Annotated in this window: 22 protein-coding genes and 1 tRNA gene; 11 read left to right on the plus strand and 12 right to left on the minus strand. The window is 63.3% G+C overall.

Annotation, left to right across the window (positions count from 1 at the left end; all coding sequences use genetic code 11):
- From KFK14_RS04290 to KFK14_RS04315, 6 genes are all read right to left on the minus strand, one after another.
- Positions 1 to 1293 (minus strand): chloride channel protein, encoded by a 1293-nt coding sequence (locus tag KFK14_RS04290; RefSeq protein ID WP_212609992.1) that lies wholly within the window; start codon positions 1291 to 1293, stop codon positions 1 to 3.
- A complete protein-coding gene (gene trmB, locus KFK14_RS04295) occupies positions 1290 to 1985 on the minus strand; it encodes a tRNA (guanine(46)-N(7))-methyltransferase TrmB (RefSeq protein WP_246524875.1) in 696 nt (231 codons plus the stop codon). The genes KFK14_RS04290 and trmB overlap by 4 nt, the downstream gene beginning before the upstream one ends.
- Positions 1986 to 2268: 283 nt before the next feature.
- A complete protein-coding gene (locus KFK14_RS04300) occupies positions 2269 to 2451 on the minus strand; it encodes a hypothetical protein (RefSeq protein ID WP_070153884.1) in 183 nt (60 codons plus the stop codon).
- A gap of 242 nt (positions 2452 to 2693) precedes the next feature.
- Positions 2694 to 3890, minus strand: coding sequence for a methionine adenosyltransferase (metK, locus tag KFK14_RS04305; RefSeq protein WP_070153883.1), 1197 nt, complete (start codon positions 3888 to 3890; stop codon positions 2694 to 2696).
- A gap of 74 nt (positions 3891 to 3964) precedes the next feature.
- Positions 3965 to 5527 (minus strand): apolipoprotein N-acyltransferase, encoded by a 1563-nt coding sequence (gene lnt / locus KFK14_RS04310; protein ID WP_246524876.1) that lies wholly within the window; start codon positions 5525 to 5527, stop codon positions 3965 to 3967.
- A 251-nt stretch (positions 5528 to 5778) separates the two neighbouring features.
- The gene (locus KFK14_RS04315) at positions 5779 to 6414 is read right to left on the minus strand and encodes a YqaA family protein (RefSeq protein ID WP_212611040.1); all 636 of its coding nucleotides are present in this window, start codon (positions 6412 to 6414) and stop codon (positions 5779 to 5781) included.
- Positions 6415 to 6632: 218 nt separating this feature from the next.
- Here KFK14_RS04315 and KFK14_RS04320 point away from each other — a divergent pair, with 218 nt between their 5' ends.
- The 4 genes from KFK14_RS04320 to KFK14_RS04335 all read left to right on the plus strand — a co-directional run bounded on the left by KFK14_RS04320 (position 6633) and on the right by KFK14_RS04335 (position 11020).
- Entirely contained in the window at positions 6633 to 8102 is a 1470-nt protein-coding gene (locus KFK14_RS04320; RefSeq protein WP_212609993.1) for an exopolysaccharide biosynthesis polyprenyl glycosylphosphotransferase, read from the plus strand.
- A 116-nt stretch (positions 8103 to 8218) separates the two neighbouring features.
- On the plus strand, positions 8219 to 9307 hold the full coding sequence (locus KFK14_RS04325; RefSeq protein WP_212609994.1) for a branched-chain amino acid aminotransferase: 1089 nt from the start codon (positions 8219 to 8221) through the stop codon (positions 9305 to 9307).
- A gap of 55 nt (positions 9308 to 9362) precedes the next feature.
- Positions 9363 to 9527: a hypothetical protein gene (locus KFK14_RS04330; protein WP_212609995.1), complete on the plus strand. Its 165-nt coding sequence runs from the start codon at positions 9363 to 9365 to the stop codon at positions 9525 to 9527.
- A 110-nt stretch (positions 9528 to 9637) separates the two neighbouring features.
- Positions 9638 to 11020 carry a DEAD/DEAH box helicase gene (locus KFK14_RS04335; RefSeq protein ID WP_212609996.1) on the plus strand — a complete coding sequence of 461 codons (1383 nt, stop codon included), beginning with the start codon at positions 9638 to 9640 and terminating at the stop codon, positions 11018 to 11020.
- A 51-nt stretch (positions 11021 to 11071) separates the two neighbouring features.
- On the opposite strand, the gene KFK14_RS04340 is transcribed toward KFK14_RS04335, so the two are convergent.
- A complete protein-coding gene (locus KFK14_RS04340; protein WP_212609997.1) occupies positions 11072 to 11926 on the minus strand; it encodes a DUF2171 domain-containing protein in 855 nt (284 codons plus the stop codon).
- A 232-nt stretch (positions 11927 to 12158) separates the two neighbouring features.
- Between KFK14_RS04340 and KFK14_RS04345 the strand changes: the two genes are divergently transcribed.
- The 3 genes from KFK14_RS04345 (at position 12159) to KFK14_RS04355 (ending at position 12923) form a co-directional block, all read left to right on the plus strand.
- Positions 12159 to 12234 (plus strand) — tRNA-Ala (locus KFK14_RS04345).
- 107 nt (positions 12235 to 12341) lie between these two features.
- On the plus strand, positions 12342 to 12602 hold the full coding sequence (locus KFK14_RS04350) for a type II toxin-antitoxin system ParD family antitoxin (protein WP_212609998.1): 261 nt from the start codon (positions 12342 to 12344) through the stop codon (positions 12600 to 12602).
- Between the two features lie 15 nt (positions 12603 to 12617).
- Positions 12618 to 12923: a type II toxin-antitoxin system RelE/ParE family toxin gene (locus tag KFK14_RS04355; RefSeq protein WP_212609999.1), complete on the plus strand. Its 306-nt coding sequence runs from the start codon at positions 12618 to 12620 to the stop codon at positions 12921 to 12923.
- A gap of 195 nt (positions 12924 to 13118) precedes the next feature.
- On the opposite strand, the gene KFK14_RS04360 is transcribed toward KFK14_RS04355, so the two are convergent.
- The gene (locus KFK14_RS04360) at positions 13119 to 15398 is read right to left on the minus strand and encodes a TonB-dependent receptor (protein WP_212610000.1); all 2280 of its coding nucleotides are present in this window, start codon (positions 15396 to 15398) and stop codon (positions 13119 to 13121) included.
- A 223-nt stretch (positions 15399 to 15621) separates the two neighbouring features.
- Here KFK14_RS04360 and KFK14_RS04365 point away from each other — a divergent pair, with 223 nt between their 5' ends.
- Positions 15622 to 16308: an SDR family oxidoreductase gene (locus KFK14_RS04365; protein ID WP_070153859.1), complete on the plus strand. Its 687-nt coding sequence runs from the start codon at positions 15622 to 15624 to the stop codon at positions 16306 to 16308.
- An 86-nt stretch (positions 16309 to 16394) separates the two neighbouring features.
- Here KFK14_RS04365 and KFK14_RS04370 read toward each other — a convergent pair whose 3' ends face one another.
- Entirely contained in the window at positions 16395 to 17513 is a 1119-nt protein-coding gene (locus KFK14_RS04370) for a M14 family metallopeptidase (protein WP_212610001.1), read from the minus strand.
- The gene (locus tag KFK14_RS04375; protein ID WP_212611041.1) at positions 17510 to 18100 is read right to left on the minus strand and encodes a DUF4136 domain-containing protein; all 591 of its coding nucleotides are present in this window, start codon (positions 18098 to 18100) and stop codon (positions 17510 to 17512) included. Before KFK14_RS04375 ends, KFK14_RS04370 begins: the two co-directional genes overlap by 4 nt.
- A 189-nt stretch (positions 18101 to 18289) precedes the next feature.
- Between KFK14_RS04375 and ykgO the strand changes: the two genes are divergently transcribed.
- Positions 18290 to 18415: a type B 50S ribosomal protein L36 gene (ykgO, locus tag KFK14_RS04380; protein WP_003046794.1), complete on the plus strand. Its 126-nt coding sequence runs from the start codon at positions 18290 to 18292 to the stop codon at positions 18413 to 18415.
- A gap of 360 nt (positions 18416 to 18775) precedes the next feature.
- Here ykgO and KFK14_RS04385 read toward each other — a convergent pair whose 3' ends face one another.
- Both KFK14_RS04385 and pyk read right to left on the minus strand, forming a co-directional pair.
- Positions 18776 to 19432: a hypothetical protein gene (locus KFK14_RS04385; RefSeq protein WP_212610002.1), complete on the minus strand. Its 657-nt coding sequence runs from the start codon at positions 19430 to 19432 to the stop codon at positions 18776 to 18778.
- Positions 19433 to 20174: 742 nt separating this feature from the next.
- Positions 20175 to 21629: a pyruvate kinase gene (pyk, locus tag KFK14_RS04390; protein ID WP_212610003.1), complete on the minus strand. Its 1455-nt coding sequence runs from the start codon at positions 21627 to 21629 to the stop codon at positions 20175 to 20177.
- Between the two features lie 100 nt (positions 21630 to 21729).
- Here pyk and KFK14_RS04395 point away from each other — a divergent pair, with 100 nt between their 5' ends.
- Positions 21730 to 22029 carry a DUF1244 domain-containing protein gene (locus KFK14_RS04395; protein WP_212610004.1) on the plus strand — a complete coding sequence of 100 codons (300 nt, stop codon included), beginning with the start codon at positions 21730 to 21732 and terminating at the stop codon, positions 22027 to 22029.
- Between the two features lie 108 nt (positions 22030 to 22137).
- Positions 22138 to 22404, plus strand: coding sequence for a DUF2312 domain-containing protein (locus KFK14_RS04400; RefSeq protein ID WP_070153852.1), 267 nt, complete (start codon positions 22138 to 22140; stop codon positions 22402 to 22404).
- Positions 22405 to 22451 lie beyond the last annotated feature (47 nt).

The raw sequence follows: 22451 nt of genomic DNA on the forward strand, positions 1-22451 counted from the left end.
TCATGCTTTGTCCGCAAAGTTGCGGGCAAGGCCATGATATAGCCGTTCCTTGCAGATGAGTTGCGCGCTGGCGTCGGCCACCAGCGCCGCGCCGAGCAGCGGCAGCATGAAGCCCCGGCTTCCGGTGGTTTCCGATATGATGATGACCGCCGTCAGCGGCGCGCGCACCACCCCGGTAAAATAGGCCGCCATGCCCAGCAGGACGACGGCGCTCGCCTGACTGCCCGGAAAGAACCAGCCCAGAATATTGCCGAACCCCGCGCCGGTCGCCAGCGACGGGGCGAATATGCCCCCTGGCAAACCGGAAACCGATGTGGCCAGCGTGGACACGAACTTCGCCGGTCCGAACCATAGCGGCGTATCATGCCCCCCGCCGATCATCGCCCGCGCCGCGCCATAGCTGGTGCCCCATGTCAATTGGGTCGCGGTGCCGATGGCTGCGACCACAAGGCCGCAAAGCGCGGCGAAAGAGACCGGGCGGCGGCGCGCGAAGGCCGTTATGCGATTGGTGGACCGTGCCGCCCCAAGCGCGAGACGGGCGAAAAGCCCGCCGGACAATCCGCCCAATATGCCTGCAACCAGCGCGATCATGACCGCGCCGCCAAATGTCAGATGCGCCGCGACGGAACCGAAATAGACATAGTCGCCGGCGAGTCCCAGGCTGACCATGCCGGACACGATGACGGCGGTGATGACCAGCAGGGTCATGCGCTGCTCGTAGGCGGCCGCCAGCTCCTCGATGGCGAAGGCGATGCCCGCAAGCGGCGTGTTGAAGGCGGCGGCGACGCCCGCAGCTCCGCCGGCGATCAATACCGATGCGCGCATGGGAACAGCCAGCAGCCGGTGGACGCGCGCCAGTATGGCGGCGCTGATCTGCACGGTGGGGCCTTCGCGTCCCACCGATGCGCCGGCAAGCAGGGCGGCAATGGTCAATATCAGCTTCAGCAGCGCGGTGCGGAAATTCACCAGCGCGCGATCGGCGGTTTCCGGCTTCTTGATCGCGGCGATCACCTGCGGGATGCCTGATCCCGCCGCCAGCGGCGCGTGCAGCCGCGTGAACCACACAATCGCCGCAAAGGCGGCTGGCGTCAGCAGCAGCGGCAGATAGCGGTTGGCGGTCGCGACGCGGGCAAAGGCTTCGCTGGCCTCATCCGCCGCCCATGCGAAAGCGAGTGCGACCAGCCCCACAATCGTCGCGCCGCCGATCAGCGCCAGCCTGCGGCGGAAGATCAGCGAGGTGGGACCGGCATGACGGACAAGCGCGCGAACGCGGCGGGCCGTCCAGCGTTTCATGCGACCGAAGCGTCCCGCCGCCGGTAGCGGAAATACCACACCTCATGCCCCTGCCGCCGGGCCTTCGCCTCATAGCGCGTTTCCGGCCAGCCGCCCGGCCGCTTCAGGAAATCCTGCGGCGTCGCCGCCAGCCATTCGAAATCGGGGCGGCCGTTCATCACCATCATCGCCCACCGCAGGTAGACGGGGTGGTCGGTGCCGAAGCGGAACTCGCCGCCGGGTTTCAGCTTGGCGGCGATCATGTCCACCGGCCCCTTGTTCATCATCCGCCGCTTGGCGTGCCGCGCCTTGGGCCAGGGGTCGGGGTGCAGCAGATAGACGAAGCTCAGCGCCCCGTCCGGCACCCGCGAAAGCACGTCCAGCGCATTGCCCATATGCAGGCGGACATTGGGCAGGTGCTGGTCGCGAATATGGGTGAGCGCCGTCACCACGCCGTTCAGGAACGGCTCGCAACCGATAAAGCCATGGTCGGGCAGCATGTCGGCGCGATAGGCCATATGCTCGCCGCCGCCGAAGCCGATTTCGAAATGCAGCGGGCGGTCCTCGCCAAACAGTCGCGCGGCGGTGATCGGGCCATCTTCCGGCACGGAAATCTGCGGGAGCAGGCGCTCGACCAGGTCCTGCTGCCCGGCGCGCAGCTTGTGGCCGGACTGGCGGCCATAGAGGCGATTGAGTGTCGTTGGGTCTTTCACCCGGTGCGCCTAGAGCAATTTCGAGCCAGATGAAATCATCTGGCGGCGCGGAAATTGCGAAAACGAACAAATGCGCTGCAATTTCGAGGCAGAGGGGATCATCAGGGGGCGCGGGATCGCACATCCTGCAAAATCGACGCCCGTCTATCCAGCCGTGCGCCACGAGCCACGAGCAGCGTGCTCCTGCGAAAGCACTGAATGCGAGTCACGCGCCTCGCTTCAGCCCGGTCCCGCCGTTAGAACTGAACTCCTGCCTTCGCAGGAGCACACTGCGTCTAACGACCTATTTCGGGCACTTGATGAATTTGCCCTTCGCATCCTTGCAGGGGGCTTTCTTCACCGGCTTCTTGTCCGGGCACTTTGTGAACTTGCCCTTGGCGTCCTTGCACGGCGCGGCCTGTACGGGCGCTGCGGCAAGCGTCGCGAGCGACAATGCGCCCAGAAGGGCGGTAAGCGATTTTTTCATGGGAAGCCTCTCCTGTTGTGAAGGCGGAGGGTGTCGGTGCGGGAGGTCAGGGGTCCGGGCCCGACACCGACAAGCAGGTCTCTACGCCGCCCCGCCGCCGGACCCTAGTGAACTCTTTGTAATGTTATCCGGCTTTATCGTGACCACACCAATCCGTTCGCCCTGAGCGTGTCGAAGGGCTGTCCTTCACTTCAGAAAGGACATGGCTTCGACACGCTCAGCCCGAACGGACTCGGTGATTCTTAAAGCGCCGCCTTCAGCTTCTCCACCAGGTCGGTCTTTTCCCAGGGGAAGAAGTCGCCGTCCGGCTGGCGGCCGAAATGGCCATAGGCTGCGGTCTTTTGATAGATCGGCTTGTTGAGGCCCAGATGAGTGCGGATGCCCTTCGGCGTCAGGCGCACCAGCGTCGGCAGCACGGCCTCGATCGCCGACGCCTCGACGGTGCCGGTGCCATGCGTGTCGACATAGAGCGACAGCGGCTCGGCCACGCCGATCGCGTAGGACAACTGGATCGTGCAGCGGCGGGCGAGGCCCGCGGCAACGATATTCTTCGCCAGATAGCGGGTGATGTAGGCGGCCGACCGGTCCACCTTGGTCGGGTCCTTGCCGCTGAACGCGCCGCCGCCATGGGGCGATGCGCCGCCATAGGTGTCGACGATGATCTTGCGGCCGGTCAGGCCCGCGTCGCCGTCCGGCCCGCCGATCTCGAACAGGCCGGTCGGGTTGACATAGATGCTCTCGTCGCCCGGCAGCCAGCCTTCGGGCAGGACGTCGGCCATCACGCCCTTGACATAATCGCGCAGCTTCGCGCGGCTTTCGTCATTGTCCATGTCCTTGGCGTGCTGGGTCGACACGACCAGCGCGGTCGCGCGGACCGGCTTCTCGTCGACATATTCCAGCGTGACCTGGCTCTTGGCGTCCGGCTCCAGGAAGTCGACGACCTTGCCGTGGCGGTCGGCCGCCATGCGCTCCAGGATCTTGTGCGAATAATAGAGGGTCGCGGGCATCAGGTCCGGCGTCTCGTCGCTGGCGTAACCGAACATGATGCCCTGGTCGCCTGCGCCTTCGTCCTTGTTGCCGCTCTCGTCGACGCCCTGCGCGATGTGCGCGGACTGGCCGTGCAGATTATTCTCGAAGCGGAAGGTCTCCCAGTGGAAACCGTCCTGCTCATAACCGATGCGCTTCACCGTTTCGCGGACGGTCTTTTCGATCTCTTCCTTCGCGCCCGGCGCCCAGGCGCCATTCTCATACACGCCCTTGCAGCGAATTTCTCCAGCAAGAACAACGAGTTGTGTCGTCGTCAGCGTCTCGCAGGCGATGCGCGCTTCGGGGTCTTTCGACAGGAACAGGTCGACGATGGAATCGGAAATCTGGTCCGCGACCTTGTCGGGATGACCCTCGGAAACGCTCTCAGAGGTGAAGAGGAACTGGTTGCGCATGGAACTCCCGCTTGGCTTAGGGTCGCCGGGCCGCGCGCGCGGAACCGACATAAAGAAAAGTTTATGTGCGCGCTTTAGCTTCTGGACCGGCGCGTTGCAATGGCCAAGCCGACGAGCAGCAGCGCCAGCAGCATCGGCGCCCAGTTGCCGGTGCGGGAAAAGAGGGTGCGGGCGGCGGGCGGCGGCAGAAAGGCGTCGATGAACCCCGCCCGCTGGAAGGGCAGGCTGCGCAGGATATGCCCATGGGCGTCCACCACGGCCGAGATGCCCGTCGGCGTGGATCGAATCACCGGAATGCCTTCCTCGATCGCGCGCAGCCGCGCCTGCGCCAGATGCTGCGGCGGTCCCCAGCTTCCGAACCAGGCGTCGTTGGATGGATTGAACAGGAAATGGGGACGGTCCTTCCCGTCCACCACCTGCCCGGAAAAGATGATTTCATAGCAAATCTGCACGCCCATCTTCAGCGCTGGGCGGTCCGGCGCGGCGGGCAGGGGCAGGGTGCGCGGACCGGGGCCGGGCCAGAAATCGACATCGCCCGGCACCAGCCGCGACAGGCCGATCGCCGACAGGATCGTCCGCATCGGCAGATACTCGCCATAGGGAACCAGATGCGCCTTGTCGTACCGGCCGATCAGGCGTCCGTTCGCCGTCATCACCCACAGGCTGTTGTTCGCGCCGGTCAGGGTGCGGCCGACATAGATGCCGTCCTTCTCCTCCTCCTTGAAATATATCTTGTCGCCGCCCGTCATCAGCAGGTCGTCGGGTCCCATCAGCAGGGCGAGTTTCTGCCGCCACTCCGGCTCCATATCCAGATAGGCGGGGATTGCCGCCTCCGGCCAGAACAGCAGGCGCGCATGCGGACCGGGCTTGCCCGACAGGGTGGACAGCTTGCTGAAATTCTCCGCCTCGAACGCGGCGTCATATTTGTCCTGCTGCGCGATATTGGGCTGGACGATGCGGATATGCGGCGCGGACGGCGGCGGCGCATCGACGGGGTTGAGAAGCCCGGCCACGCCCATCGCCACGACCGGCAGGATGAAGGCCAGCGCGCTACGCACCTGCCGCCGCGCTGCCAGCGCCACGCCTCCGGCCGCCAGTATGACCAGCGCCGAAAGGCCATAGGTGCCGATCCATTGCGCGGCGACGGCGACGCCTGCGGGCAGCCAGATGACCCCCATCGGATTCCACGCAAACCCCGTGAAAAGCGTGGCGCGCAGCCATTCCGTCGCCACCCAGGCGGCCGCGAAAATCAGAATGAAAAAAGCGCTGACACCCTCGCATTCCTCATCGCCTTTGTGGGATGATTTTACCGTCCAATGGGTGATGAGCGCCGCCAGCGCGGGATAGACCGCCAGATACAGCGAGAGCAGCACGACCGCGCCATAGCCGAACCAGTGCGGCATCGCGTCCTGGAAGCTGAAGGCGTGGGCGATCCAGTTGAGGCCGACGGTGAAATGCCCAAGGCCAAAGAACCAGCCGAGCAGAAAGGCGTCTTTGCGCGTCGCCGCCCTCGCCAGCAACGCCATCAGCAGGGCGATGCAGGCCAGCGTCACGGGCCACAGTTGCAGCGGCGCGAAACCGGTGGCGGAGGCAAGCCCTGCGGCCAGAGCGATGGTTCGGGGATGTCTGGCGAGCACGGATGCCGCTATCGCCGCAGACGGTTACAGTTTCAACCTATGCTTTGGGGACACCGCATGAAGAAACGGGATCGGCCGAGCTGGAGATTGTCCCGAATAGCCATAGCCACAGCGTGCTCCTGCGAAAGCAGGAGCCCAGTCCCACCGTTTGAACTGGACTCCTGCTTTCGCAGGAGCACGCTGTCTCTGGGCAGAACAAATCACCTTCGCTCAACACGAACGGAAACAGGATCAACGCCAGCGGGGCGCTCTCAGGCGGGCGTGCTGACGGTCACTTGGCTGCACTTGTCGGTCTTGGCCGGGCCGCTGGTCAGCATCGATGCGGCGATGAAGCCGCCGACGACCAGCACCAGGAACAGCGCCGACAGCAGGCCCAGATATTTCTCGATGAACGCCTTGATCGGCCGTCCGAACTTCCAGAACAGAAAACCGACCAGCATGAACTGGAACGCGCGGGACAGGATGCTCGCCCAGATGAAGGTGAACAGCGACAGGCCGATGAAGCCCGCCGTAATGGTGATCAGCTTGAACGGGATCGGCGTCGCGCCTTTGATCAGGATGATCTCCGCGCCATATTCGCGCAGATAGCATTGCGCCGCCGGAAAGCTTTTGGACAGGCCCAGCGCATGCAGCAGCGATTCCCCGAACGCCGCGAAGAAGAAATGACCGATCGCATAGCCCAGCAGACCGCCCAGCACGGAGGCCAGCGTGCAGATGAAGCCGAACCGCAGCGCCTTTTCCGGCCGGGCGAGGCACATCAGCCCCAGCAGCGGATGCGGGGGGATCGGGAAGAAGCTGGATTCCATGAAGGAAATGACCGCCAGCCAGCGTTCCGCATGGCGATGCGCCGCCTTGGCGAGTGTCCATTGGTACAGGCGCGAAATCATCGGCAACGCGGGTAGCTTAACTGACGAACGCTGGCCAGCGGGATATTGTGTATGTCCTGTATCAAATTGAACAGCAAAGCCCGCGACGCCGCGATGCGGACCCTTCTCGACCGCCGTTCGCCTTTCCTGTAAGGCGAACGCCTTGTTATGGAAGGCCGGGCGGAACAGGCGCGCCGGACTCGTTATGGTGTAATCCGTCAATGCCGCTGCAGAGTGAAATGAAAGTGCGGGGCCAGGGTGAAGGTCCGGAGCCGCTGCCCGCTGGCGTCGGTATGATCTATGACGGGCCGGAGCGGCGGACGGCGCCGCGGGGACGGCGCATGGGCGCGCGCGCAGCGCGGGAAATCGCCGCGCTTGTGGAGATGCTCGCCCTTGCCGCCACATTGGCGGCGGCGACGCTCACGATCGACCGGTGGCATCCCAGCACCCTGCCGACGCTCGTCATGTTCAGCATCTTCTGGCTCGGCCTTTATGTGCTGCTCACCTACCGCTTTAATCAGGCGTCGGATTCGCTGCTTGCGCGCGACCTGCTCGCCGACCGCATGGGGAACTGGATCAAATCCGCGCTGCTGCTGGTGATCCTGGCCTTCACCACCAAAACCAGCGAGGATCTGTCGCGCCTGTGGTTCGCGACCTCGGCCGGTCTGGGGCTGGCCGCTATCGGCGTGTCGCGCACCATATCCTGGGCGCTGCTCTCCTCCAATCGCTTCGGCGCTGCGCGGACCCACATCGCCATTTACGGTGCCGGGGATAATCTTCAGGAACTGCGCGCCCGTTTGATCGCCAATCCGCTGGGCAGCATAGAGGGGCTGTATGATGACAGCCGCGCCGGGCGCGGGCGGACCGCCGCTTCGGGCCTCGACCAGCTTCTCGTCAAGGCGCGGGAAGGGCGGATCGATGCGGTGGTGATAAACCTTCCGTGGAGCGCCGAGGGGCAGATCAAGAAGATCGTCGAACAGCTTGAGGCGGTGAATGTCGACGTGCTTCTGGTCCCGCCGGAGGCTCTGGCCGAACATGGCGCATTCCGGTCCGCGCGCCTTGGCCAGCTCAACGCTCTCGCGCTCTACACCCGCCCGTCGGACGGCATCGCCGCGCTCATCAAGACCTGCATGGATCGCGCCTTCGCGCTGATCGCGCTGATCCTGCTCTCGCCGCTGATGCTGGTTGTGGCGCTCCTGATCCGGCTGGAATCGCCCGGCCCGATCTTCTTCCGTCAGCTTCGCTGCGGTCTCAACAACACCCCCTTCACCATGTGGAAGTTCCGCAGCATGCGGCAGGCGGCGGAGGACCGGAACGCCGACAGGCTGGTCGTGCGCGGCGACAGCCGGGTGACGAAGGTCGGCGCGGTCATCCGCAAGCTCAGCATCGACGAACTGCCGCAATTGCTGAACGTCCTCAACGGCACCATGTCGCTGGTCGGCCCGCGCCCTCACGCCTATGGCGCAAAGGCCGCCGACCGTCTGTATGAGGAGGTGGTGGACCGCTATGCCGCGCGGCACCGCATGCGCCCCGGCCTTACCGGTCTCGCGCAGGTGCGGGGGTTCCGGGGCAATACGGAAAATGAAAGCGACATCCGCAACCGCGTCGCCAGCGACCTGGAGTATATGGATCGCTGGTCGCTTTCGCTGGACCTGGCCATTCTTTTCCGGACCGCCATCACCCTGATCTGGCAGCGCAACGCCTACTAGATTTTCCGAACCTCCCGCAGCATCCGGCGCAGCAAACTGATTCTGGAGGAATGCAAAAAATTTCTGCATATGCCGGAATTGAAATATCCGCATTTCTCTGAAAGAGAAGCATCATTATGACAGAATCGCTTACCTTTGCGGCCATCCCGCACGCCTCTCCCACGCCTGCCGGAACACGGGCTGCGCTGATCGAGAAGCCTGACTTCGGGCGCGTGCCGACCGATCATATGGTCACGATCAAATGGTCGGTGGACAAGGGGTGGCATGACGCGACGGTGCTGGCCCGCGGCCCGTTTCAGCTCGATCCGGCCTGCGCGGTCCTGCACTATGCCCAGGAAATCTTTGAAGGGATGAAGGCGTATCGCACGGCGGACGGCGCGATCACCCTGTTCCGGCCGGAGGAGAATGCCCGGCGGTTCAATGAGTCCGCAGAGCGTATGGCCATGCCGGTGATCCCGGAGGAACTGTTCCTCGCGGCGATCGAGGAACTGGTCCGCATCGATGCCGACTGGATTCCGGCGGGGGAGGGCGGCAGTCTTTACATCCGTCCCTTCATGTTCGCATCCGAAGTGTTCCTGGGTGTGAAGCCCGCATCGGAATATATCTTCTGCGTCATCGCGTCGCCGGTCGGCGCTTATTTCAAGGGCGGCAGCAAGGCGATCACCCTGTGGGTGTCGGAACATTATTCGCGCGCGGCCGCTGGCGGCACGGGCGCCGCGAAATGCGGCGGCAATTATGCGGGCAGCCTGGTCGCGCAGGCCGAAGCGATCAAGAATGGCTGCGATCAGGTCGTGTTCCTCGATGCCGCCGAGCATCGCTGGGTTGAAGAACTGGGCGGCATGAACATCTTCTTCGTGATGGATGACGGCAGCCTCATCACCCCGCCGCTGGGCACCATCCTGTCGGGCATCACCCGCAATTCGATCATGGAACTGGCGCGCGCCGCCGGACATGACGTGCGCGAGGAACCCTATTCCTTCGACCAGTGGCAAGCCGACGCCCGCAGCGGAAAGCTGCGCGAGGCGTTCGCGTGCGGCACCGCCGCCGTCGTCGCCGGCATTGGCGAGGTCCGGCACGCAGGCGGCAGCTTCGCGATCGGCAACAGCGGCGACGGCCCGGTGACGACGGCGCTGCGCGATCAACTCGTCGGCATTCAGCGCGGCAATGTCGCCGACGACAGGAAGTGGCTGCACGGGGTCGCTTGACCGGGCGCTGTCAGAGCGTCCATGCTATATGTGACGCGCGGCGCTGGCGGATGGCATGAAAAAATCGACGAGCTTTGTCGGTCTTGGTCTGGCGCTGGGCGCGGGCATCGGCGCGGCGACCGGTAACGTCGCTATGGGGGTCGCGCTGGGGCTGGTTTTCGGCTCTGTGATGAGCGCCGTCAAAATCCGGCGCGATGCGCCTCCGCAAAAGGCGGACTGAAACACACATTTCTCCCGGATTTGCTTGACAATCCTGCGAGAGTTTCGCAATGGGCGCGCGACTTTACGTGGCCATGCGCTGTGCGACGGCCTCCTGTTCCGGACATTTGAATGAGCTTTGCCGATCTCGGCCTATCCGATGAATTGTTAAGGGCGGTCACAGAGGCCGGCTACGACACGCCGACTCCCATTCAGGCGCAGGCCATCCCGCCGGTGCTGATGATGAAGGACATTATCGGCATCGCCCAGACCGGCACGGGCAAGACCGCCAGCTTTGTCCTGCCGATGATCGACATCCTCGCCCACGGCCGCAGCCGCGCGCGCATGCCCCGCTCCCTCATTCTGGAGCCGACCCGCGAACTCGCTGCGCAGGTCGCCGAGAATTTTGAGAAATACGGCAAATATCACAAACTCTCTATGGCCCTGCTGATCGGCGGCGTGTCGATGGGTGATCAGGTGAAGGCGCTGGAAAAGGGCGTCGACGTCCTCATCGCCACCCCCGGCCGCCTGATGGACCTGTTCGAGCGTGGCAACATCATGCTCAACGGCTGCAACCTGCTGGTCATCGATGAAGCCGACCGGATGCTCGACATGGGCTTCATCCCCGATATCGAGAATATCTGCACGAAGCTGCCCGCCAATCGCCAGACCCTGCTTTTCTCCGCGACGATGCCGCCGCCGATCAAGAAGCTGGCGGACCGCTTCCTGTCCAACCCCAAGTCGATCGAGGTGGCCCGCCCGGCGACCGCCTCCACCAACATCACCCAATGGCTGGTGCCTGTCGATTCCCGCAAGAAGCGCGACACGCTGCGCGATCTGCTGGAGGCGGAGGATGTGCAGACGGCGATCATCTTCTGCAACCGCAAGACGACCGTGCGGGAACTGAACAAGAGCCTGCAGCGGCAGGGGTTCAAGTCCGGCGAAATCCACGGTGACATTGACCAGTCCACCCGGCTTGCCGAACTGGATCGCTTCAAGACCGGCGCGGTCAATATCCTGGTCGCGTCCGACGTCGCGGCGCGCGGGCTGGATATCAAGGGCGTCAGCCATGTGTTCAACTTCGACGCGCCCTGGCACCCCGACGATTATGTCCACCGCATCGGCCGCACCGGCCGCGCGGGCGCGAAGGGCGTGGCCTTCACCTTCGTCACGGCGGAGGATGCCGAGGCGATCGACAATATCCAGAAGCTGATCGGCACCAAGATCAACAGGGTGGAGAGCGCTCCTGCCTCGGCCCCGCCCGTCGCGGACGAAGGCGAAGATGACGGCCGGCGGCGCGACCGTCCGTCACGCAACCGTAAGCCTGACAAGGCGCGCCGGGAGGAGCCGAAAGCCGAAGCCGCGCCGAAGCCCGCCCCACGGCCGGAACGCTCCCGTCCGCCGGAACCGCGCAGGCAGCATCGCCGCGAGGAAGCCGATGATGGCCCGGATGAGGGATGGAACGGCCCGACGCCCGACTTCCTGTCCTTCGGTTTCAACACGCCGGCGGATTGACATGAAAAGGCCCGGCCGATCGATCGGCCGGGCCTTTCATCTTGTCACGCCTCAATAATTGCGGGTGTAGGCGCGGCTTGCCCAACTTTGCGCGCCATAGGCGTCGCGCCGGTTCTGCTCGTCACCGAACAATGCCTGCTTGTCCTGCTCGGTGCGCCAATGGTCCTTCGCCTGATCGGCGGTCTTTTCCAGCGTCACCGCCTTGGCGTCGACTGATGCGATCCAGCGCGACGGAATGCTGTGATGCCGTCCGCCTGCATCGCTGTCGCTCTTGGTCAGGATGATGCGGTCGCCGGCGATCTTGTCGACCGTGCCGACATGCGATCCGTCGCTGCCCAGCACCTCCATATGCTCGCGCACCTGGCCCAGCGAGGACCGCTGCTCGGTGCGGCGGCTGCGCCATGTGCCGAATTCATTGTCGAACCGGCTGCGGTTCTCCTGCTGATATTCGGCATAGTCGCGGTCCAGTTCGGCAAGCCGCTCCTCACGCCATGCCTGGTAATTGCTGTCATGATGCTGGCCGAAATCATGCTGCGGGCCATAGCTTTCCCGGCGGCCATAATTGGAGTCGGCGAATCCGCTGCCCTGGCCCGTGAACGGCGCATAGCCGCCGCGCGCGCTTGGCGCGAAGCCGGTGCGGCTGCTCTGGTCGCGCGGGTCGCCATAACGGCGGTTCATATAGTCATCATATTCCCGGCGGCGTTCGGCCTCCTCATCGCCGAACCAGCTACGCACCTCGTCGCCTGCGCGATCCAGGAAGCCGCGCTCCTCATAATCATAATTGGGCGGGCGGCGGCCTTCATAGCCTGTCCCATATCTCCCCCGGTCATAGCGATAGCCGCTCTCCGAACGGTAGCGGTCGCCCTGTTCGTTGCGGCCGTAGCGGCGTCCATCCTGATATCCCATGATGTTGTCCTCTCTCGCTTGGATTGGGGCGGCGCGATCGTCGCGCCGACAGCCAAAGAATGAGAGGCGGGACCCTTTGTTCCGGGCGTTACGCAGGGGTAATATCTTGCCCCGCCCACGCTTGAACGAGGAAGCGTCCGAAAGATTTACATGGGTTAAACTTGCCGGAAAAGCGCCCGCGCAAAAGACCGTTGCAAGGCGCAAAACCCTCTACTATAGGCATCCCTCCCCTGGGGCCGTAGCTCAGTTGGGAGAGCGCGTCGTTCGCAATGACGAGGTCAGCGGTTCGATCCCGCTCGGCTCCACCAGGGTTTCATTTCACATCTGCTATGTCCGGATGCTTTTTGCTTCCCGGTCGGTCATCCGTTGAATTTCCATCCCAGTAGGATTAAATCCTATTGCCGGAGATCGAGCCATGCGTTCAACACAGCAATTCAGCGTGACATTGCCCAATGAGATGGCTTCGCTCGTCCGGGCAAAGGTTGCTTCGGGCGAATATGCCAGCGAGAGCGAAGTCATCCGCGAAGGCCTTCGCGCTCTGTCTGCGCGTGAGCGGGCTATGGATGATTGGCTGCGGGAGCAGGCGCTCCCTGCTTATGACGCATATCGCGCTGATCCCTCACGAGGGATATCCGTGGAGGATGTTCGCGCGTCAATCGGCAAGCGGGACGTTTGAGTTCAGAGAGAACCGATGCCGCATCGCATCGTTTTCACGCCCGAAGCGAGGGACCAGCTTGATAGCTTATATACTTATATCGCGGCGGCGGCTGACTCAGCCATAGCCGCGCGGTTTGCGAACGGCCTCATCGATCACATCGCCACATTGGGTGAGTTTCCCCAGCGCGGGACGCCACGCAATGACGTGCGGCCCGGACTTCGCACTTTGGCATGGCGCCGCCGGGTCACAATCGCCTTCATGGTCGAGGAAAGCGACGTGGTTGTGATCGGCATCTTCTATGGCGGGAGAGACTTCGAAAGTCTGCTGCGCGAGGACTAGGATGGATCGACATTCAGATGATGACGTGCCGAAAATGGTGGTTTTCCGTGACCCGGCGCGGAGCGTACTAAACGTACGTGAGCACCGGAAGCACGGAAAAGCGCCATTTGCAGGCCGTCAGGGCTGAATGGCGATCCGTCCTAGCGTTATGTGATGGGGGCGGCAGATAGCATCCGCCGCCCCGCCAAACCGAAATCAGAACTTCGCGCTGATTTCCCCGCCAATGATCCGCGGTTCGTTGATCATGCCGGTCAGGTTGTTGAAGTCGATCGCGCTCGCCGCGCGGATCGTGTTGGTGATGTTGCGGGCGAAGGCCGCGACCTCCAGCCCATTGTCCATCCGGTATCCGGCGCGCAGGCCGCCTTCCAGCAACGACCGTCCCCGAAACTCGGCGGCGGTGTAGAGGAAATAGTTCACCGCGCTGCGATAAGCCCAGTCGGTGAAGATATAGACTTCCCCGCTGTCGCCCACCGGCACGCCGAAGCGGGCGGTGACGTTGGCGACATAGCGCGGCGCTTGCGGCAGGTCATTGCCGTCGAGCAGGGCGAAGGTCGTCCCGCTGTCGACGAAGGTGTTGCCGGTCGGCGTGCACAGGCCCGAACCGCAGACCGCGACGAAGGCGTTGGGGTCGCGGATTTCGGTGAAGTTATAGCTGAAACCGGCGGTCAGGGCGAGTTGCGGGATCGGCTTGGCCTCCAGAGACGCCTCGACGCCATAGCCGATCGCATGATCAACATTGATCAGCCGCGCGGAGTTGCCGACGCCGCCGACGGCGGTGAGCTGCAGGTCCTTGGTCCGCGAATAATAGCCGGCCAGGTCGAAGCTCAGCATGTCGGTGAACGCGCCCTTGATGCCCGCCTCATAGGAGATGGTGGTCTGCTTCTTCGCGACCGACGGCACGCTGAAGAATGTCACGCGGTCCTGGATTGCCGGGCCGAGATAGCCGGTGGCGACGCGGGCATAGACGTTCACCTGATCGGTCAGCTTATATGTGGCGCTGGCGTCCCAGGACACGTTGCTGGCGGTCGCCTTGTTGATCATCGGCAGGTCGACGGCGATCAACTGTCCGCTCACGCTGTCGACGGACGGGTCCAGGCTGATCAGGTCGCGCTTCTCGTCGCGGCTCAGCCGCACGCCGCCGCGCAGGGTCAGCGCGTCGCTGACATCGATCTCGCCGGAACCGAACAGGCCGAAATTGTCATTCTTGTTCTGGTGGATGATGAAGCCGTTGAGCGTGCCCGCCAGCGTATAGGACAGTTCGGTGTAGCTCAGGTCCTGGTGGAAGAAATATCCGCCCGCCTGCAGCCGCACGCCGTTCATATCCTCGGTCGCGAAGCGCAGCTCCTGGCTGAACTCGCGAGGCTTGGTGATGCCGCCGGTATTGACGTCGAACGTGCCGACGCCCAGCGCGCCGAAGGTGCAGCCGGTATAGGGATAGCATCCGCCGCCATCGATATCGCCGGTGCTCTCCACCTTCGCCCGCTCATAGCCGGTGGTGGAGAAGAAGGTGCCGACGCCGGGCAGGGCGACCTCCATGCGCAGGTTGGTGCCCCACTGGGTCAGCGACTGGCTGGTGAAGCCGTCGAGCGAGACATGATCCTTGTCGAAGCCCGGCACAAACTTGTTGCTGCCGACCTGGAAGATGCCCGCGCGGAACACGCGGGGCGACCCGTTGAGGTCGCGGCCATGCACATTGAAGAACGCCTTGAAGTCGCCCGATTCGAAGCCGAGCTGGAACCGGCCCGCCATGTCGCGATAGCCCTCCAGCTTCGCGTCGGCGAAGCCGTTCCCTGCATTGTCGTTGGTCACCCAGTCGTCGCGGCGCTGCAACAGGCCGGACAGGCGGAATGCAAGACCCTCGCCGATGGGACCGCCCACGGCGGCTTCCGCATTGACGCTGTTATAGGTCGCCCAGCTTGCCTTTGCGTATCCGCTATAGCTGTCGAAATCCGGGCGCTTGGAATTGAGCTTCACCACGCCCGCGGGGGTGTTGCGGCCGAACAGCGTGCCCTGCGGCCCGCGCAGCACCTCTACGCTGGCCAGGTCGAACACCGGGAAGGATTTGAGCATCGGGCTTTCCAGCGCGACATCGTCATAGACGACGGATACCGGCTGCGCCGAGTTGGGGTCGAAGTCGGTATTGCCCAGGCCCCGGATGTAGAAACGGGGGAAGGTGCGGCCGAATGAGGATTCGATCTGCAGGCTGGGCGTGCGGGCGGACAGGAACCGGATGTCCAGGCCGCTGGAATTGAGGACGTCCAGCTTTTCTCCGCCGATTGCCGTGACCGCGATGGGCACGTCCTTGGCCAGTTCCTCGCGCCGGGTGGCGGTGACGATGATGGCGTCGCCCGCATCGGCCTCTGCGGCGGCTTCCTGGGCGTGGGCGGCGCCGGACAGGCCCGCAATGGCGGCGCCCAGCGAAATCGCGCCGAGCAATGCATGGCGCAGCGCGCCGCGAGAAGATGATCTGGACATGAGTTCCCCCTGATTATGGCTCTCTCAGGTCCTCCTGCTTGTGCCGCGCTGTGCCGCGCGATCGACGCAATGCTTATCAGAAGAACCCGCCGCCGCAATGGTGCGGCGCAACAGCCCGTCGATGAAGTTTGACAGTGGTGCAACAATGCAACGGTCTGGCCGGGCCTTGCATTCCGGGCGCGTGAGGACCAGCTATCGACGACCGGTTGATGGGGAGAGGATTATGGCGACTATAGTGATTACCGGAGCGAACAGGGGCATCGGCCTTGCGCTGGTTCAGGTCTACGCCAGCGCGGGAAACCATGTCGTGGCCTGGTGCCGGGATCCGGCGCGCGCGGAAAAGCTTCAGCATCTGGCCGCTGGGTCCGCCGGCACTGTGCAGGTTGTGGAGGCCGATGTCGCCGACGCCGCGTCCGTTGATCGCGCGGCGGCGGCGCTGAACGGCGCGCCGGTGGATGTCTTGCTGAATGTCGCCGGCATTTTTCATATGGAAAAGGGTGTGGACGACCGGGACTTTGACGGATGGCGTCAATCCTTTGAGGTCATGGTCATCGGCCCCTTCCGCGTCGCGCAGGCGCTGCTGCCCAATATCGAAAAGGCGAAGGGCAAGATACTGACCGTCACCAGCCAGATCGGCTCCTCCGTCTGGGCGACGGGCGGCATGTATTCCTACGGCGCGGCGAAGGCGGGCGTGAACCGCGTCATGAAGTCGCTGGCCGTCGACCTGCGCGACAGGGGCGTCGCCGTCGCGGTGGTGCATCCGGGCCATGTTCAGACGGACATGGGCGGTCCCAATGCAGCGATCACCGCCGAAGAATCGGCCACCGGCATTCGCGACGTGGTGAACGCCATGACACTGGAAAACAGCGGCGGCTTCTTCAAGTGGGATGGCGATCCCCACCCCTGGTGACGTAGCGCCGCACTGCGGCTACGCCACTGCGGCGGCCCCACCGGCTGCGCGGAGATTGCGCCTGACAGGACCGGGGAACCGGGCCTTCAGATATCGGCGATGATCTCCGCCAGCACGGCCATGCAATCCTTGCCCAGTTGCATGGACCGGGCGGGGGACCAGCCGAAATCGGGATCGGGCAGGTCGTCATTGTCCTTGAACGGCATTTCCAGCGTCATCGACACCGCGCCATAGCGCTCGGCAAGCTGGGCCGTGGACATGGACAGGTTCGCCTTGCCCGGCGCGCCCAGCGGATAGCCCAGCCGCGTCTGGAAATCCGGCGTCCGCGCGGCCAGCGTGTCACGATAGCGGTTATAGAGCGCGACCCGATCCTGCTTCAGCGAAGGAATCCCCTCAAAGCCCGCGACGAACACGGCGGGAATCGCTTCGTCCCCATGCACGTCCATCGCGAAATCGACGCCGGTGCGGTCCATCTCCGCCCGGACAAGGAAAACCTCCGGACTCTTCTCCATGCTCGGCGCATGCCATTCGCGGTTCAGATTCACGCCCGCGGCATTGGTGCGCAGGTGGCCGCGCCTGCTGCCATCCGGGTTCATGTTCGGCACCACATGGAAAGTCGCCTCCTGCCGCAGCAGGCGCGCGACGGAATCTTCCAGGTCGCACAGCCGCTCCAGCGCGCCTTCCATCCACCACTCCGCCATGCTCTCGCCGGGATGCTGGCGCGCGTAGAGCCACACCTGCTTCTTCCCCTCGCCAAGGGTCAGCAGGTCGAGCGGCTGGCCGTCCAGCGTCCTGCCCAGTTCCTTCTGCGTCACGCCCGGCTGGCTCGCCGCCCAGGCGATCAGGTCATGATGCCGCTCCATCGAATAGGGCGCGAAATAGGCGACCCAGACGGCATTGGTGTCCGGCTCGATGCGGATCGTCAGTTTGCCGTCGGCATAGCTGGTGTCCGCCTGCAGCCAGTTCTCGCGATCCTCGCTGTAACGCGCCTTATAGTTCGGCCAGCCGTCCGGATAGGCGGAGCCGGCGCAGTTGGTGAGGACCAGCTCCACCTCCCGCCCGGCCGCGCCCGCGACGCGAAAATGGAACCATTGATAGAAGTCGCTCTGGTGATCCTTGACGATCTCCAGCTCGGCCCGGTCGTCGGTGATGGAAAGAACGCGGATGTTCCCGCTGTCGAAGGCGCTTGTGATCGATAGGGTCATTTGACCGATATAGTCTGCCCCGACTGGCCCGGATAGTCCTTGAAAAGCGCGTTTGCGAGCTTACCGGCGGCCAGGCCCGGCTGTGCGGCAGGGGTGCCCTCGCGCGCCTGTGTCATCGCCCGGCCTTCCCATACGGCCGTCGAATCGGACCGCCTGCGAATCTGCACGAACATCTCCGTGGTCACCACATCCTTGGGCTTGCCGGACAGGTTGATGCCGATGCCAACGCCCAGCCCGCCGCCATAGCTGCCGGTCGCGCCGCCCACGCCGACGCTGACCGGGGATCGCCGCTGGTCAGGCCCGGTGGGACGGAAGCTGCGGCGGAAGGAAATGAGCGCGCGATACTGGCTGTCCGCGCCTTTCACCTCGTTGAAGCCGATGCGCTGCAGTTCCTGGCCGACCGCCGCCGCATAGGTGCCGAATTCCAGCCCGACATCGGGATTGCCGTCCATTTCCTCGATCGCCACGGTGCCGCTGGAAACCGGGGTCGCGGCATGGAACCGCGTCACCTCGACCGGCGCGACCGCGGTCTGGCATGCCGACAGGGCGATCATCAGGGGAACGGTGGCAAATACTGGCTTCATCATCATGCGTGTCTCCACTCGCTCCTTGACGGAGGTATAACGTCTCCAAACGCTAGAGACAGTATTTTGCTGCACCGGGCCTGAACGAAAAGCGGGATGAAAGGCGCATGCCCGCCTTGACTTTCGCGGCCGTCACCCATAGGGGCGGCACTTCGAAATTTCCGAACCACAGAATCATCTGAAAGCTGCGTCATGAAGATCCGCAACTCGCTGAAGTCGCTCAAGGACCGTCACCGCGATAACCGCGTGATCCGTCGCCGCGGCCGCACCTACGTCATCAACAAGACCAACCGCCGGTTCAAGGCCCGCCAGGGCTAAACACCGATTGCCGGTTTATGTCATCGAGCGCCCGGTCGGCACCGACCGGGCGCTCGATGCGTTTGCGCGTGGTTTATCGGGCGATGAGCTGGATCATTGTCCGATATTCCTGCTCCCCTCCCTGGAATGGAGGGGCTGATGGCGGGGATGACGGGAAAGGTGGATACTTGCTTTAGCTCTCCTATGACCCGTCATTCCCGCGAAAGCGGGAACCCATCTCCCCTCCTGCGCCTTGCATGCCCAAGGCGCGTTGGGTCCCCGCCTTCGCGGGGATGACAAAAAGGGGTGGGGAGCGGACTGTCTGGTTCTGGCAAGCGATAGCAACATATTTAGCGTAGCTTTCGTAGGTGCGCGTTTGCCTTATTCATTTCGGCCAGAAGCGGCGACGTAAATCAGTCCAGCATTTGCGGACGCAGGAAAAGCGTTGCCCGCATCTAAACATTCAAGAATGCGAAAATCTTTCCAACCATGAAATCCATCGGCGTTCAAAATTCTAGTGGTTTTACAATAGTTTAAATCGTTCTCATTGCTTGATACCCACCAAGAAAAACCATGCTGTGCGCCCGCCACCTCGAATGGCATAGCATCGTTCTCAAAGAGTCTTGCACGTGTAACCTTCATAATTTTGGTTCTATCCTCACTGCTTGGTTCAGCTCGCATGAAGATTTGGCGGTCTGAACCTTTTCCAAATTCATCAAAAAGCATGCGGTCTTCGGTAGTGGTGGGTTTAAATCCAAACAGTTCCGCGAAAAGTTGCGTGTCATTCTTTCGAAACCAGCCAGCAATACTGACTAGAATAACTAGCGAAACGACCAAAATTCCAATGCAGCCAAAAGGAACTGTAACAGCCTTGGCGATACTCGGTCTACGGTGGGCAGGGGCTAACGCATAACAAGCCGCGCCTCCAAAAATGCCAACAACAACGAGACCAATTAGTAGAGGAAAGAACCAGAGCGTCCACATTTCATCCCCAATCCTTTGGATTTTCCCGTCTTCTATGGCCGCTGCCGGGTGCAAGCAACTGCTCTCTAAAAGGCGAAAATTGGTCGAACAATGGCACTGTTATTCGTCATCCCGGCGAAAGCCGGGACCCATCTCGCCTTCGGCAGACGGCTGGCAAAGGGGAGATATGGGTCCCGGCTTTCCCCTGGATGACGGCCAATAGCAGAGTGGGACTTTGCACTTTTGGTCGTAACAACCCGTTCGCCCTGAGCTTGTCGAAGGGCTGCACTGCACTTCCGAAGAAAGCACAGGGGTTGACCTACGGTCGACTACGTCTCGACAGGCTCAGCCCGAACGGAGGATTGGGGCCGCATCTGGTTGTTTCGGGACAAGCGGCCAAAGCCAAATTCCTGTCCTACATCCCGGCAATCATGCTCTGCTTTCGCCCATGGAACAGCATCCTGCATATGCCGAGCACTGCACTGCCGAGATAGCCCCGCACACCCTTCAGATGCGCCCCGACTGCGACGCATATGGGACGCACATGAGACGGAGGTGTGACGCGAGTGAGACTCAGGTGCGACGCATCTGCGACCTACATGCGACGCACATGAGACGTAGATGCGACGTGGATGAGACGCACATGCGACCCAAGTGCGACGTAGGTGAGACCTACATGAGACGCAGGTGCGACGCAGTTGAGACCAACATGCGACTTTTGTGCGACCTACATGCGACTTCCCGGCAAAAACCGCTCACAACCCGCAACTTCCGCAACTTCGGTCAGGGGAGGAGGGGCAATCCGGCCAATCCCGCCTCAGTCATCGCGATCCTTCAACTCGTCGCCGCGTATCGTCGCCACATGGATCACATTGGTCGATCCCGGCGTGCCGAACGGGACGCCCGCCAGCACGATCACCTTGTCCCCCGCCTTGCCCATCTCATGGCGCAGTGCCATGCGGCGGGCCTTGGCGATCATTTCCTCGAAGCTGCCGATGTCCTTGGTGCGGATGGCGTGCACGCCCCAGAACAGCCCCAGCTTGCGCGCCGTGTCCAGCCGGGGGGTCAGCGCCATGATCGGCGCGGAGGGCCGTTCGCGCGCAACGCGCCGGATGCTGTTGCCCGACGATGTGAAGCAGATGATGGCCCTTGCAGTGACGGTCTGCGTGATGCTGTTCGCCGCCTCCGCCAATGCGTCGGACGTGGTGGCGTCGGGCTTGGTCTCTGTGAAGTGCAGGCGGCGGAAATAGCCGGGGTCGTTTTCCGCGCTGTGGGCGATGGCGTTCATCATCGCGACCGATTCTTCGGGCCAGTCGCCCGCCGCGCTTTCCGCCGACAGCATCACCGCGTCGGCGCCGTCATAGATGGCGGTGGCGACGTCCGATACTTCGGCGCGGGTAGGCGTCGGCGCCTTGATCATCGATTCCAGCATCTGCGTGGCGACGACCACGGGCTTGCCCAGCCGCCGCGCGCTTTCGACGATCTGCTTCTGCAGGGGCGGGACGGCATAGGGCGGCAATTCGACGCCCAGGTCGCCGCGCGCCACCATCACCGCGTCGGCCAGCTCCAGCAGCTCGTCGAGCCGCTGCACGGCGGCGGGCTTCTCGATCTTCGCCATCAGCGCGCCATAACCGCCCATCAGCTTGCGCGCCTCGGCCAGATCCTCCGGCCGCTGGACGAAGCTCAGCGCGATCCAGTCGCAATGCTGCTGGACAGCGAAGGACAGGTCGCGCCGGTCCTTCTCCGTCATCGCCGCCATCGGCACGACCACATCGGGGACGTTCACGCCCTTGCGGTTGGACAGGGTGCCGCCGACCTCGACAATCGCCTCGATCCGGTCGGCGTCGACCGCCTTGACCCGCAACACCAGCTTGCCATCGTCAAGGAGCAGGCGGGTGTCGGGCACCAGCGCGCGATAGATTTCGGGATGGGGCAGGTTGACGCGCGTCTCGTCGCCCGGCTCCTCGTTCCGGTCGAGGATGAATTTCGCCCCATTCTTCAGAACCGCGATGCCGGTCGCAAAGGTGCCCACACGCAGCTTCGGCCCCTGCAGGTCCGCAAGGATCGTCGTCGGGCGGCCAAATTCCTTTTCCAGCCCGCGGATGATCGCGATCCGCTCGGCATGATCCTCATGGCTGCCATGGCTCATATTGATGCGGAAGGCGTCGGCCCCGGCCAGGTAGAGCTTGCGGATCATCTCCGCGCTGTTGCTGGACGGGCCGAGCGTGGCCAGAATCCGGACCTTGCGCGAACGGGGGCGGAATTTCTTCACTGGGGATACTCCTGACAGTCTGCTCGCCGCCCATTTCCGGGTGGCCTGATTTCCGTTATCCGAGCTGCACGACAGGGATATTGCTTGATGGAGGTTTGAATTGGCGGGCACAATACTCAATGACGCGGTCGCCGCAACCGCCTTCCGCCGGCTGCTGGAACATTTGCGGCACCGGACGGACGCGCAGAATGTCGACCTGATGGGGCTGGCGGGATTCTGCCGCAACTGTCTGGCCGACTGGGTTGTCGAAGCTGACGGGGGTTTGAGCCGGGATGAGGCGCGGCAAATAATCTACGGCATGCCCTTTGCCGAATGGAAGGCGAAGCATCAGGGCGAGGCGACCCAGGAACAGCTCGACCGGATGAAGGAAAGCGTAGCGAAGAACGCGCCGAACCATTAGAGGCACCCCCTCCGATTCACCATATCCGGCAACGGACGCGATTCACGCCCGGCAACCATTGTTGCGGGACTGTCGCGCCCGCAAACCGAAGCAGAAACAGGAACAGACATGGACACCAGCACGCCCGAAGGCATCCGCGACGGCGCAGTCGCAGCCGATGAACTCCGCCTCCTTATCGAACGCGCGGAGCGTCTTGAGGAAGAAAAGAAGGGCATAGCGGACGACATCAAGGATGTCATGAATGAGGCGAAATCGCGCGGTTTCGACGTGAAGGCGATCCGCAAGATCATCTCGATCCGCAAGAAGAACAAGGAAGAATATCAGGTCGAGGAAGCGATCCTCGACACATATCTCGCCGCGCTGGGCATGCGCTGAGCCGCGATATTTTCCCCGATGGCCGGGTCATGCTCCCGCCTGCTCGA

Origin of the sequence: Sphingobium phenoxybenzoativorans, assembly GCF_018286635.1 — a bacterium.
Lineage (GTDB): Bacteria > Pseudomonadota > Alphaproteobacteria > Sphingomonadales > Sphingomonadaceae > Sphingobium > Sphingobium phenoxybenzoativorans.